Annotated in this window: 10 protein-coding genes; 4 read left to right on the top strand and 6 right to left on the bottom strand. The window is 50.6% G+C overall.

The genetic code is table 11. From position 1 onward, the window contains the following. The first annotated feature begins 149 nt into the window (after window positions 1-149). The 4 genes from putA to HC248_RS08575 all read left to right on the top strand — a co-directional run bounded on the left by putA (window position 150) and on the right by HC248_RS08575 (window position 7,375). Window positions 150-4,235 carry a trifunctional transcriptional regulator/proline dehydrogenase/L-glutamate gamma-semialdehyde dehydrogenase gene (gene putA / locus HC248_RS08590; RefSeq protein WP_168922131.1) on the top strand — a complete coding sequence of 1,362 codons (4,086 nt, stop codon included), beginning with the start codon at window positions 150-152 and terminating at the stop codon, window positions 4,233-4,235. 141 nt (window positions 4,236-4,376) lie between these two features. Further along, window positions 4,377-5,861 carry a sodium/proline symporter PutP gene (gene putP / locus HC248_RS08585; protein ID WP_168922130.1) on the top strand — a complete coding sequence of 495 codons (1,485 nt, stop codon included), beginning with the start codon at window positions 4,377-4,379 and terminating at the stop codon, window positions 5,859-5,861. 218 nt (window positions 5,862-6,079) lie between these two features. Next, window positions 6,080-6,469 carry a thiol-disulfide oxidoreductase DCC family protein gene (locus HC248_RS08580; RefSeq protein WP_168922129.1) on the top strand — a complete coding sequence of 130 codons (390 nt, stop codon included), beginning with the start codon at window positions 6,080-6,082 and terminating at the stop codon, window positions 6,467-6,469. Window positions 6,470-6,670: 201 nt separating this feature from the next. Further along, entirely contained in the window at window positions 6,671-7,375 is a 705-nt protein-coding gene (locus HC248_RS08575; protein ID WP_168922128.1) for a carbonic anhydrase family protein, read from the top strand. 133 nt (window positions 7,376-7,508) lie between these two features. On the opposite strand, the gene HC248_RS08570 is transcribed toward HC248_RS08575, so the two are convergent. From HC248_RS08570 to HC248_RS08545, 6 genes are all read right to left on the bottom strand, one after another. Further along, window positions 7,509-9,101, bottom strand: a complete 1,593-nt coding sequence (locus tag HC248_RS08570) for a glycerol-3-phosphate dehydrogenase/oxidase (protein WP_168922127.1) — start codon at window positions 9,099-9,101, stop codon at window positions 7,509-7,511. A 137-nt stretch (window positions 9,102-9,238) separates the two neighbouring features. Next, window positions 9,239-10,969, bottom strand: coding sequence for an ABC transporter substrate-binding protein (locus tag HC248_RS08565; protein WP_168922126.1), 1,731 nt, complete (start codon window positions 10,967-10,969; stop codon window positions 9,239-9,241). An 86-nt stretch (window positions 10,970-11,055) separates the two neighbouring features. Further along, window positions 11,056-11,364 carry a DUF2160 domain-containing protein gene (locus HC248_RS08560; RefSeq protein WP_168922125.1) on the bottom strand — a complete coding sequence of 103 codons (309 nt, stop codon included), beginning with the start codon at window positions 11,362-11,364 and terminating at the stop codon, window positions 11,056-11,058. Between the two features lie 10 nt (window positions 11,365-11,374). Further along, complete coding sequence (locus HC248_RS08555; protein ID WP_168922124.1) at window positions 11,375-12,187, bottom strand: carbohydrate ABC transporter permease; 813 nt, start codon at window positions 12,185-12,187, stop codon at window positions 11,375-11,377. Further along, window positions 12,180-13,076 carry a carbohydrate ABC transporter permease gene (locus tag HC248_RS08550; protein WP_168922123.1) on the bottom strand — a complete coding sequence of 299 codons (897 nt, stop codon included), beginning with the start codon at window positions 13,074-13,076 and terminating at the stop codon, window positions 12,180-12,182. Before HC248_RS08550 ends, HC248_RS08555 begins: the two co-directional genes overlap by 8 nt. Further along, complete coding sequence (locus HC248_RS08545; RefSeq protein WP_168922122.1) at window positions 13,073-14,149, bottom strand: ABC transporter ATP-binding protein; 1,077 nt, start codon at window positions 14,147-14,149, stop codon at window positions 13,073-13,075. The genes HC248_RS08550 and HC248_RS08545 overlap by 4 nt, the downstream gene beginning before the upstream one ends.

Here is a 14,149-nt window from a genome sequence, read left to right as displayed (position 1 = left end):
TATTCTAAATCTGCACCCATATAAGCACAGACGCCAAACCATTATTTGCAATCGCTTATGGATTTATGGGTTGAGGGTTAACCCGGATTTTGATTTGGTTGCACTATCTATAAAATGGGTTGCACTAACTCAGTCAAAAGGTGCAACCCATGTCTACAGTCACGCTAGGTCTTAAGGTCGATGAGGCGCTGCGAGCCCGCATTCGCGAAGCGGCTACACAACAAGGTCGAACACCACATTGGCTGATCAAGCAAGCTGTTTTGCATTATGTTGAAAGTCTTGAACGCGGTCTTTCACCTTTGGGCGCTAATTTAGGTGCAACCGCTCTCGGCGAGATGCCGGAAATAAATGAGATCGATGAAAGCGATGAGCCAACTAGCAGTTTGATGCCGTTGCCGCAGCCGCAGCCGTTTCTCGATTGGGCTCAAAATGTATTGCCGCAGACTGACCTTAGAGCGGCTATTACCGCCGCTTGGCACAGACCCGAAGAAGAATGCCTGCCGCTGCTAGTGCAACTGGCGCATACATCAGACGCCGTACAGCGCACTGCGATAGAAACACAGGCAACAAAACTGGTCGAAGGTTTGCGCGGTAAAAAAGACAGCGGTGGCGTTGAAGCACTGGTGCAAGAGTTTTCGCTTTCCAGCCAAGAAGGCGTGGCGCTGATGTGTTTAGCCGAAGCGCTGCTGCGAATTCCCGATAACGCCACCCGCGACGCATTGATTCGCGACAAAATTAGTCATGGCGACTGGCATTCGCATTTAGGCAACTCGCCTTCAATGTTCGTTAATGCAGCTGTTTGGGGCCTGATGTTGACCGGCAAGTTGACGTCTAGTAGTAGCGAAAAAAGCCTGGGTGCGTCACTCACACGTTTGATTGGCAAAGGCGGTGAACCCTTGATTCGTCAAGGTGTGCACCGTGCGATGAAACTCATGGGTGAGCAGTTCGTGACCGGTCAGACCATTTCCGAAGCGCTGGCCAACAGCCGGACATTAGAGAAATCGGGCTTTCGTTATTCCTACGACATGCTGGGTGAAGCGGCTGTGACAGAGCAGGATGCTGAGGGTTATATGGTGTCTTACGAGCAGGCTATTCACGCTATCGGCAAGGCTTCTAACGGACGCGGCATTCATGAAGGACCTGGTATATCGGTCAAACTCTCGGCGCTACACCCCCGCTACAGCCGCGCTCAGCGCGACCGTGTCATGACGGAGTTGCTGCCGCGGCTACTGCATCTAACTCTGTTAGCGCGCAAATACGACATTGGATTGAACATTGATGCTGAAGAAGCCGACCGCTTAGAGTTGTCGCTTGATTTACTCGAATGCCTGTGTTTTGAGCCCGCGCTAAAAGGCTGGAACGGTATCGGTTTTGTGGTGCAAGCGTATCAAAAACGCTGCCCATTTGTGATTGATTACGCCATCGATTTGGCTAGACGCAGCGGCCACCGGTTAATGATTCGACTGGTCAAAGGCGCTTACTGGGACAGTGAAATCAAACGCGCCCAACTCGATGGCCATGAAGGCTATCCGGTCTACACCCGAAAGGTGCACACCGATGTCGCCTTTTTGGCCTGTGCAAGAAAACTGCTGGATGCGCCAGATGCGATCTATCCACAATTCGCTACCCACAATGCGCAGACGCTCGCCACTATCTACCACATGGCTGGCGGCAATTACTACAGCGGGCAGTATGAATTCCAATGCCTGCACGGCATGGGCGAGCCACTCTATGACCAAGTCACAGGCAGTGTCGCCAACGGAAAACTTGCCCGGCCTTGCCGCATTTATGCGCCGGTTGGCACGCACGAAACGCTGTTGGCCTACTTGGTGCGGCGTTTATTAGAAAACGGCGCTAACACCTCATTTGTTAACCGCATTGGCGATGCCAATATTCCGGTGGCTGAATTGGTGGTGGATCCCGTGTTCCAAGTTCAGCAAACTGAATTTGAGACTGGTCGCTTAGGTGCTCCACACGACAAAATTCCTCTGCCGCGCCAGATGTTTGCCGATTTAGGTGAGCAATCACGGCAAAATTCGACCGGTTTAAATTTAGCCAACGAGCAACAACTGGCGTCCTTGTCCGCTGGCTTACTGCGCAGTACGCAGAATTTATACACCGCCTCTAGTACGGTGGCTGACATAGCCGCAACGGATGCGCCCAATACTGATGGCGGCTGGCACGCGGTTTTGAATCCAGCGGATACGCGTGATCAAGTCGGTTGGATGCGACCGGCTAGCGCAGAAGATGTCGAACTGGCCATTAGCCGCGCCGCCCGCGCCGCACAAATTTGGCAGGGTACGCCACAAGAAGAGCGTGCCGCCTGTTTGAGTCGCGCCGCCGACTTGTTGGAGCAGCGCACGCAAAGCTTACTCGGTCTCATCGTGCGTGAGGCTGGCAAGTCGATACCAAACGCGATAGCCGAAATACGCGAAGCAGTGGACTTTTTGCGCTACTACGCTGCTCAGGTATCCGCTACGTTTGATAACGCTACGCACCGACCACTAGGCGTGGTGCTGTGCATCAGTCCGTGGAATTTTCCGCTGGCAATTTTTACCGGCCAAGTCGCCGCTGCCTTAGCCAGTGGTAATTGCGCTTTGGCCAAACCGGCCGAGCAGACCTCACTGATTGCTGACGTGATGGTCAAAATTTTGCACGAAGCCGGTGTTCCTGTTGATGCCGTGCAATTAGTGCCCGGCACTGGCGAGACAGTCGGTGCAGCACTGGTTGCACACCGCCAAATAGCGGGTGTGATGTTCACCGGTTCGACCGAAGTGTCGCGCATGATTGCGCAAACCTTGGCCAAACGTCTGAGTCCTCAAGGCAGACCGATTACATTGATTGCGGAGACCGGTGGCCAAAATGCACTGGTGGCGGATTCGTCGGCATTGGCAGAACAATTGGTAGGTGACGTGTTGTCATCGGCTTTTGATTCAGCTGGTCAACGTTGCTCTGCACTGCGCTTGTTGTGCCTGCAAGAAGACGGAGCGGATAGAGTAGTGGAGATGATCAAACATGCCATGCGCGAATGGGTTATGGGTAACCCAGACCGCATGCAAACTGACGTCGGCCCAGTGATAGATGAGGACGCCCGTATCCAAATTGAAGCGCACATTGCACGTATGCAATCCGAAGGTCAAAGCGTGACCCGTGTGGGGCGCAATGAAAGCGCGGTGCAAGGGCATTTTGTGATGCCAGCACTGATCGAAATTGATGACATAAAACGCTTGCAGCGCGAAGTCTTTGGGCCAGTGCTGCATGTGCTGCGTTACCGCCGTGATCAACTGGGTGAAGTGTTGGACGCGCTGAACGCAACCGGCTACGGCCTGACCTTTGGGGTGCACAGCCGTATCGACGAGACGATTGCTCAAGTGACGCAAAAAGTCCAAGCCGGCAACGTGTACGTTAACCGCAACGTAATTGGCGCTGTGGTCGGCGTCCAGCCTTTTGGCGGCATGGGTTTGTCGGGTACTGGTCCCAAGGCGGGCGGCCCGCTTTATCTGTACCGCTTGCTGCAAGCCAATCCCTCACAAGGCAACCAAGCACTCACCGCTCTGCCAACCATGCCAGTTAGTCCTAGTGCAGCGCTGATTAAGCTGCCTAACCCAGCAGCTACGCTAGCCTTAAAGGCCTTGCAAAGTTTGAACTCAGCGTTAGTGAGTCCCGCATTTTTGGCGCTAGACGGCTGGCAAACCAGCGGCGATATGGCTAAAGCCGTGACCGCTTGCGATGCTTACACAGCAAGCAACGTACTAGGCCAAATCTTTACCATGCCAGGCCCAACGGGGGAGGCGAATCGTTACCAGCTACTGCCCCGCGGCGCTGTCTGGGCCATGCCACAAACCGCGCTAGGTTTGGTGCAACAAGTCGCAGCAGCATTGGCCAGTGGCAACCCGTGCTGGTTAGAAACACCTATTGCCGGTAGTCCAGTCGCGCTAGCGTTGGCGATATTTCCAGCTGATGTGCAAGCCTTTGTGCGGGCTCATAAAGTGGGACAACTTTTAGAGCAGCAACATTTGAGCGCACTCTTATTTGAAGGCGATAGCGATACGCTGCATGCCTTGTTACCGCGCATTGCCGAGCGCTCTGGTGCCATCGTGCGGGTTGAAAACTTGACCTCGGCACAACTGGCTTCGGGCGGCGTATACGACGTAAGTGCCTTAATGCACGAGCAAAGCATCAGTACCAACACTGCAGCGGCAGGTGGTAATGCGCAACTCATGACCATGGGGTAGATATTTAATATTGGCTTTGGCTAATCAGCATTCCCAACAACAGCCATCCTCATAGCAAGGGATGGCTTGACACTAACTGCTTTGCCGCAGTCATAAGACTCAATTTTTTGAGCCATCACTTCCCACCTAGAGGAGACCTTCATGAACTTAACGGATCCCACCCTAATCACCTTCGGCATCTATTTGCTTGCAATGCTTGGCATAGGCTTTTTAGGCTATCGCGGCACTCAAAACTTAGACGACTACATTTTGGGCGGCCGAAGTCTTGGCAGCTTTGTCACTGCGCTGTCAGCCGGGGCTTCTGACATGAGCGGCTGGCTGCTTCTGGGTCTACCAGGTGCAATTTATTTATCCGGGCTAAGCGAAGCTTGGATTGGTGTGGGTTTAATCATTGGCGCATACCTCAATTGGCGTTTTGTCGCCGCACGGTTACGGCTTTACACCGAACGAGCCGGTAACGCGTTAACGCTGCCCGACTACTTCGCCAACCGTTTTGAGGACAAGGCTAATTTGCTGCGCATACTCACGACGTTGGTGATTTTGGTGTTTTTCACCGTTTATTGCGCCTCCGGCGTAGTCGCTGGTGCAAGACTGTTTGAAAATATGTTTGGCCTGCCTTATGACACCGCTTTATGGGTCGGTGCAGCTTGCACAATTGCATACGTGTTTATTGGTGGCTTTCTGGCTGTCAGTTGGACGGACACTATCCAAGCATCATTGATGATCACTGCTTTAATCGTCACGCCGGTAGTCGCGTACTTCGCTGTGAGCGGAGATTTACAGCCAGCTCAGACAATCGTTGAATTGATGAAGCCAGCGCAGCTAGACATGATGCAAGGCGCCTCGTTTGTCGGCATTGTCTCGCTAATTGCTTGGGGCCTTGGTTATTTTGGTCAACCGCATATCTTGGTGCGTTTTATGGCGGCCGAATCGGTGTCAATTATTCCAACAGCGCGCCGCATCAGCATGACTTGGATGATCTTGTGTTTAGCCGGTGCGGTGGGGGTCGGATTTGTTGGTATTCCTTATTTTCTAGCTAACGCTGATGCAGCCGTTGCTGTAAAGGCCAACTCAGAAACCGTGTTTATCGAGCTGGCTAAACAGTTGTTTAATCCGTGGGTAGCCGGTGTCTTGCTCGCCGCTATCTTGGGCGCTGTGATGAGCACTTTGTCTTGCCAGTTGCTGGTTTGCTCTAGTGCTTTAACTGAAGATATTTATCACACCTTCATACGCAAAAACGCCACGCAAAAAGAACTGGTCTGGATTGGTCGGGCGATGGTCTTGTCTGTGTCACTGATTGCAATAGGCATTGCCAGCGATCCTGAGGCCAAAGTTTTGGGCATGGTTAGCTATGCATGGGCCGGTTTTGGTGCGGCCTTTGGCTCAGTCATCATCTTGTCATTGTTCTGGTCACGCATGACGCGTAACGGCGCATTGGCGGGCATTTTAGTGGGCGCCATCACGGTGTTAGTTTGGAAGCAAAACGGCTGGTTTGGATTGTATGAAATCGTTCCTGGTTTTATTCTTTCCTGGCTAGTAACTGTTGTGGTCAGCCGTTTTGGCCAACCATCTGCCAGCATGGTGAAAAAACACCAGGCAGTTGAAACAGAACTGTTGTCAGTTTAAGAAGACTCAGTACAGTTCTTGGATTTCAAGTGTGAGATTGAAATCCAAGTAACTCTGGCCAATAGCAATAACCGTTTGAGCTGAGTAGCTCTTGCTTTGATACTTTAAGAAAATATAATTTAGGCCTTTAAAGATTTAGACCGGTTTGATTTGAGTAAAAAAAGAGCCATTACAAATGGCTCTTTTTTTTATTTATTTATTTATATAAAGGAATTCACATGATTCTTGTATTCGACGCCCAATGTCTGTTATGCAATGGTTCGGTGAAATTTTTGCTCAAGCACGACCATCAAAAGGTTTTTCAGTTCGCTTCAATTCAAAGCGAAAGTGGTAAGGCGCTACTACTCCAAGCAGGACTAAGAGTCGATAAGTTAGAGACCATATTACTAGTTGACGGTCAGCAATCGTGGCAGCACACAGCCGCCATTTTTCGTGTGCTGCATAAGCTTGGTTGGCCTTGGCGACTTGCGTGGATTGGCTGGATTGTTCCCGCACCTCTTAGAGATGCAGCCTATCGATTAGGGGCGCGCAATCGCTATAAATTGTTCGGCAGCTTAACCACTTGTGCTGTGCCGCCAGAGGACTATAAGAGTCGATTTTTGGTCTAAAAAAATTAATGACTTCTACACAATTCTGTATTTAGGTTAATTTTTACAATTTTAAATAACGTGCTGAGGAATCAAAGTTCCTGCACTTAGTCGTACACGATGATTCAAATTTGAATCTTCACAGCTTTAAATTAAATTTATTTTTAAGGAGCCAATATTTTTTTAATTACTGATACAAAACTATCTAAAAAAGGTCAATCCATGTTACCCAGACGTTTTGCTTTGCAATCACTTTTTGCGTTATCCGCTGCAAGCTTAGTTGGCCGCGCCAATGCTGCACAAAGCTGTGAGGCATTTACCGCCACCACACAAAAAGCCACCACACCCGATGAAGCTTTGGAATTTCTCAAGACTGGTAACGACCGTTTTCTTGCAGGAACCATGCGCAATTGCGACATGCTTAAACAAGTTAAGGACACTGCCAATCAGCAGTCTCCATTTGCGGTAGTGGTAGGTTGTATCGATAGCCGAGTTCCTCCGGAATTGATATTTGACCAGCGGTTGGGTGATATCTTCGCTGCGCGTATCGCCGGTAATTTTGTCAATGAGGACATTCTGGGAAGCTTAGAGTTTGCGACGCAACTCGCCGGCGCTAAGCTTGTTGTAGTGTTGGGCCATACCGAATGTGGCGCCATCAAAGGCGCTGCAGATAACGCCAAACTCGGCAACTTGACAGCCTTGCTGGAGAACATTCGACCCTCCTTAGACAAGCTCAATTACAAAGGCGTTGTCAGTTCTAAAAACAAAGATTTAGTACAAAAACTCGCTGCTCAAAACGTTGAGGATGCGGTGATGAATGTAACGCAGAATAGTCCGCTAATTAAAAATTTGGTGGCACAGGGAAAGGTTAAGGTTGTCGGTGCAATGCACGACATTTCAAGCGGAAAAGTTACTTGGTTTTCCTGATGGCGATGAACTGGCGATGAACTAGCGCTGAGACGTTTTTTTTATCAGCCGCCAAAAAATCAGCGCTAAATTTTCACGGCTTTTCAGCGCTTAAAGCGTCTTGCCATTGCTTGAAAATTTAGCGATTTAACCATCAAGGCAAGCTGAGGTAACGCTCAGTCAAGGCTAAAAATTCGCTAGTGGTTATAGGTGCGCCCAACTCATCCGCCAATATGGCCGCAACTGCTGGGGCGGCTGTCGCTGCAGCGCGAGCATCGAGAAACAGCAGTCGGCTGCGCCGCGCCAACACATCTTCAACCGTGCGCGCATATTCAAAACGCGCTGCAAAACGCACCATGGCTTCGCTTAAATTGGGTGCCACCATTACTTCTGCGCCAGGTAATTTGCTTAAGGCATCTTGCTCTTGACCGTAGAGGTGGGCGCCCGGCTCCTCGCTGATGCGCGTTGTTGTTGAGCCTTTAGGCGGTGCACCAACCAACAGGCAGTCAGAGGTGGTAGAGGCGGGCAGTGCAGGCAGCAAGCCCGAGGTCTGGCATTTTTCCAACACGTCCTCAGCCATTGCGCGGTAAGTCGTCCACTTGCCACCCGTCACGGTGACCAAACCAGTTTGACTCACGGCTACTGTGTGTTCACGGCTAATGCCTTTTGTATTGCCGCCATCTTCTTCTGGCGGTTTGACCAAAGGCCTTAAACCTACCCAAACGCTGCGCACATCTTCGCGGCGCGGTGCACGTTTTAAATAGCGGGCAGATTCGCCAAGAATAAAAGCGACTTCTTGTGCAAACGGATCCGGCTCGCGTGACAAATCATTTCGCGGGGTATCGGTTGTGCCGAGTATGACTTTGCCTAGCCAGGGCACGGCAAATAAAACGCGGCCGTCGGCTGTTTTGGGCACTAGCAAGGCGTGGTCGCCAGGGAAAAATTCGCGATCAACGACTAGGTGAACGCCTTGGCTGGGCGCAACCATTGGCGCGCTGACTTGCCCTACGGCTTGACCGTCGAGTGCGCGCAAAGCATCCACCCAAACACCAGTAGCGTTGACCACGCATTTAGCTTTGATCTCTATGGCTTGCCCAGTTTCAGTATCGCGGCAATGTAGGCCAGCGACTTTTCCGTCGGTATGAATCAGGCCAACGGCTTCACAGTAATTAATTAAAAGTGCGCCTTTCGCAGCTGCGGTGCGCGCAAGAGCCAACGCCAAACGCGCGTCGTCAAACTGACCATCCCAGTATTTAACGCCACCCCATAAATTTTTCTCACTCACCGATGGCAAACAAGTGCGGGTTTGTGCGCGGCCTAAAAATTCTGTAGGACCGAGTCCAGATTTACCGGCCAAGACGTCGTAGGCTTTAAGGCCAATGCCATAAAACGGCGCTTCCCACCAGCGGTAAGCTGGCATCACAAAGGGCAGGGGTTGGGCCAAATGCGGTGCATTGTGCAGCAAGCTAGAGCGTTCGTGCAACGCCTCACGCACCAGAGAAATATTGCCTTGCGCCAAGTAACGTACGCCGCCGTGTACTAATTTTGTTGAGCGTGACGACGTGCCCTTGGCAAAGTCATGCGACTCAATTAGTACCACGCTCAAACCGCGCAGGGCCGCGTCAAGCGCCACGCCCAGACCCGTGGCGCCGCCGCCAATAATGGCTAAATCATATTGACGCGGCTGCGCCAACTGCGCTATTAATGTGGCGCGTTCAGTAAGAAAAGGTTGAGAGTTGTCGCGCATATCTTCAGACTGATACTTCAGAGCCAAGCTCTGAAGTATCCAGTACCGTTATGGGGTGCGTTGAGTCAACGCACCGTATTGTTTGAATCCGACTGCTAAAAAATCTAGCCGCCGGAGCTTTTTTACAAGTCTAAAACTTAACGAACTTTGCCGTCTTTCCATGCTTGTAATAACTTGTCATAGGCAACGGTTTCACCCTTGACTTTTTCATTGGCTAACTTCTTCCAAGGCGCATGTGTGTCGCTCAGCATTTTGGCTGGATCTTGTTTAGCAGCAAGTTTTGGTGCGCAATGCGCCATGCCTGCGCGTTCCAGACGTGCCATCACAGCATCCATTTCTTCAGCCAAGTTATCCATCGCAGCTTGCGGTGTCTTCTCGCCAGTTACCGCTACAGCCACGTTTTTCCACCACAGCTGAGCCAGCTTTGGATAGTCAGGCACGTTGGTACCAGTAGGTGTCCATGCGACGCGCGCTGGGCTACGGTAGAACTCAATCAAACCGCCGTACTTGTTGGCATTTTTGGTGAAGTAGTCAGCGCGAATGTCGCTGTCGCGAATAAAGGTCAGACCGACAATCGATTTTTTAAGCGAGACAGTTTTGCTGGTGACAAACTGCGCGTACAACCAAGCAGCAGCAGTTTTGTCGGCATCATGGTTTTTAAAGAAAGTCCATGAACCTACGTCTTGGTAGCCGTTTTGCATGCCTTGCTTCCAGTACGGGCCGTTAGGGCCGGGGGCCATGCGCCACTTCGGTGTGCCGTCGTCGTTCACAACTGGCAAACCTTTTTTGACCATGTCAGCAGTAAATGCTGTGTACCAAAAAATCTGCTGAGCGATTTGGCCTTGCGCTGGCACAGGACCAGACTCGCCGAAAGTCATACCCATGGCTTCTTTAGGTGCGTACTTTTTCATCCATTCGATGTACTTGGTCAATGCGTAAACAGAAGCTGGCGAATTGGTTGCACCACCGCGCGAGACAGATGCGCCAACCGGTGTGCACTTGTCAGCGCCAACTTTGATGCCCCATTCGTCTACTGGCATGCCGTTTGGAATGCCGATATCGGCAGCACCGGCCATAGACAGCCATGCATCGGTAAAGCGCCAGCCCAGCGATGGGTCTTTTTTGCCGTAATCCATGTGACCATAAATTGGCTTGCCGTCTATGCTTTTGACGTCATCCGTAAAGAATGCGGCGATGTCTTCATAGGCTGACCAGTTTTGTGGAACGCCTAATTCGTACCCATACTTAGCTTTAAATTTTTCTTGCAAGTCTTTGCGCGCAAAAAGATCGGCGCGGAACCAGTACAGGTTAGCAAACTGCTGCGTTGGTAATTGGTAGAGCTGACCATCTGGAGCGGTGGTAAAGCTGGTGCCGATGAAGTCTTTTAAATCCAGCGTTGGACTGGTGTAGGGCTTGCCAGCTTCTTTCATGTATTTGGTCAGCGACATGATATCGCCGTAGCGGTAGTGGGTACCAATCAGGTCTGAGTCAGTGACCCAACCGTCGTAAATACTTTTGCCCGACTGCATAGAAGTTTGCAGTTTTTCAATCACATCGCCTTCTTGGATGATGTCGTGCTTGACCTTGATGCCGGTAATTTCTTCAAACGCTTTGGCCAGCGTTTTAGATTCGTACTCGTGCACCGTCAGTGTTTCCGATACGGTGGAAATCTCAGTCACGCCTTTGGCTTTGAGTTTTTTCGCCGCGTCAATAAACCACTTCATTTCAGCGAGTTGTTTGTCTTTGCTTAACGTAGAAGGCTGGAACTCGCTGTCTATCCATTTTTTAGCCTCTGCTTCACCCGCATGTGCGAGCTGACCAGTAGCCAGAGCCACTGTGAACGCAATTGCCGAATATCGAAATCTCATAACATGTCTCCTCGAATTCACATCCCCATTTTTAATAAAAGTAATCTGGCTCCGGGGATAGATTGAACCAAATGCTTGCATGCCTGTTAGCCCTTATTCATGATCAGGCCTAACAGTCCCATAGAAAGCACAAAGCTAATCCAAATCGATGGTTCGGCTTGAAGATTAAGCAAGGCTTCGATTCGAGAGCCAAAGCCCAAGAACAGTAGATTTAAATATGCCGCCGCGAGTAGACCAATAAATAAGCGGTCACCACGAGTGGTTTTCATAGGTAGAAAGCCGCGCCGCTCCACCGTAGGCGAGCGGATCTCCCAGATCGTCATACCGACTAGCATCAGCGCAATAGAAATAAAAAATACAGCGACCGGTAAGGTCCAAGCCATCCATCCCAGCATATTTTTCTCCTTAAACGCGACCCATCGCGAAACCTTTGGCGATGTAGTTACGAACAAACCAAATCACGATGGCGCCGGGCACTATGGTCAGTGCGCCGGCGGCGGCCAGCGTCGCCCAATCCATACCGGATGCAGACACGGTACGCGTCATCGTGGCCACAATCGGCTTTGCATCGACACTGGTTAAAGTGCGTGCCAGCAGTAACTCCACCCAACTAAACATAAAGCAAAAGAATGCGGCTACGCCGACACCGGCTTTAATCAATGGCAAGAAAACTGTCATGAAAAAACGTGGAAAAGAATAGCCGTCGATATAAGCTGTCTCGTCAATTTCGCGCGGTATACCGCCCATAAAACCTTCCAAAATCCAGACCGCCAAGGGCACGTTAAAAAGTAAGTGCGCCAGCGCTACTGCAATATGGGTGTCCATCAAACCGACGGTTGAATAGAGCTGAAAAAAGGGCAGCAAAAACACCGCCGGCGGTGTCATGCGATTGGTCAGCAACCAGAAAAACACATGCTTATCACCCAAAAAACGGTAGCGTGAAAACGCATACGCAGCGGGTAGGGCAACTGCGACTGATATGACCGTGTTCATTGCCACATAAATCATTGAATTGACGTAGCCCATGTACCAAGACGGATCAGTGAAAATCGTGTGGTAGTTGTCCCAAGTGAAGTTCTGCGGAAAGAACGAAAACACCGAGACAATTTCTTCATTGGTTTTAAAGCTCATATTGATCATCCAGTAGATGGGCAACAAAGCAAATACCAGATACAGCATTAAGAAAATGCTGCGTTTATGAAAACGATTTTCATGCATGACCAGACTCCTTGGTAGTTTGGTTGCCGACGCTTTGCATCCAGTTATAGAGAATGAAGCAAATCAGCAAAATGATCAGAAAATAAATCAGTGAGAATGCGGCCGCTGGGCCTAGGTCAAACTGACCGACGGCTTTTTGTGTCAGGTACTGGCTTAAAAAAGTGGTGGCATTGCCGGGGCCACCGCCAGTTAGTACAAACGGTTCGGTGTAAATCATGAAGCTGTCCATAAAACGCAGCAGCACACCAATGACTAATACGCCGCGCATTTTCGGCAACTGAATGTAGCGAAACACCGCAAACTTAGATGCGCCGTCAATTCTGGCCGCTTGGTAATAAGCGTCTGGAATACTGCGCAGACCGGCAAAAGCCAGCAACGCAACCAGTGGCGTCCAGTGCCACACATCCATCAGCAATACCGTTAACCACGCATGGGTGGCATTACCGGTGTAGCTGTATTCAAAACCCATTCGGTGCAGCATGACACCAAATAAACCAATATCGCTGCGACCAAAAATCTGCCAAATCGTGCCAACCACGTTCCATGGAATTAGTAATGAGAGCGACACCAATACCAGCACGGCGGAAGATTTCCAGCCCTGAGCTGGCATGGACAAAGCCAGTAAAACGCCTAGAGGGATTTCAACTGCCAAGACCGATAAAGAGAACAATATCTGACGTATCAAAGCACTGTGTAGCTCTTCATCACGCATAACAGAAGTGAACCATTCAGTGCCAACAAACACATGACGCTCGGGCGAGATGATGTCTTGCACGGAATAGTTGACCACCGTCATCAAAGGAATAATGGCTGAAAAAGCCACGCACAAGATGACGGGCAAAATTAAGAACCAGGCTTTCTGGTTCACCGGTTTATTAATGGCGCTCATGACACCCGCTCCTCGTTAATATAAAAACAGCTGTGCTCGCTCAGTAGCTGTACGTACACCGTATCGCCTGGCGTTAGGCGATCCGCTTGTGGGCTCTGACGCACCTTGACCTGTTGTCCATCAATTAGCACGGTCAGCATTAAATAAGTGCCAACGTCTTGCAATTGTTTGACTGTGCCGCGTACTGAGCCAAGGGTGTTTTCAGGCGCCAGATCGATGTACTCTGGACGAATGCCGAGTTTGAGTGGTCCGAGCGGCAATTGCGGTTCAGCCGGTAAGGGCAAGACTTGACCCGCTACTTCCAGACCTTGCGCGGTGACATCGGCGAGTAAAAAATTCATGCCGGGTGAGCCGATAAAATGCCCGACAAAAGTGTGCTCTGGCCGCTCAAACAGCGCGTCTGCTGGGCCTACCTGTACGGCGCGCCCACGCATCATCACCAGTACTTGTTCGGCAAATGTCAACGCTTCTACCTGATCATGGGTGACATAGATGAAAGTGAGTTTGAGTTCTTGGTGAATTTGCTTGAGTTTTCTGCGCAGTTGCCACTTGAGCAAAGGATCAATCACTGTCAAAGGCTCGTCAAATAACACTGCAGATACGTCGGCTCTTACCAAGCCTCGACCCAGCGATATTTTTTGTTTCGCATCAGCGGCCAAACCAGCTGCGCGTTTATCGAGCTCTGCGCTCATATCCAACATCTCGGCGATCACGCCTACGCGTTTGCGAATTTGGTCTTCCGGCATCTTGCGGTTACGCAGGGGAAAGGCCAAGTTTTCAGCCACCGTCATGGTGTCGTAAATCACCGGGAACTGAAACACCTGGGCGATATTGCGTTCCTGTGGACTTTTGCTAGTGACATCTTTGCCATCAAAAAGTACTTTGCCGTGTGACGGTACCAGCAAGCCCGACATGACGTTGAGCATGGTCGTCTTGCCGCAGCCCGATGGCCCCAACAAGGCGTAAGCGCCGCCATCTTCAAATGTCATTTTTAACGGCAATAAGGCGTAATCACTGTCTTGCTGCGGATTCGGTGCGTAAGCGTGAGCCAAATCAAGTTCTATACGAGCCAT

This window comes from Polaromonas vacuolata, assembly GCF_012584515.1.
In the GTDB taxonomy this organism is placed as follows: Bacteria; Pseudomonadota; Gammaproteobacteria; order Burkholderiales; family Burkholderiaceae_C; genus Polaromonas; species Polaromonas vacuolata.
This window is presented reverse-complemented; position numbering and strand designations above follow the sequence as displayed.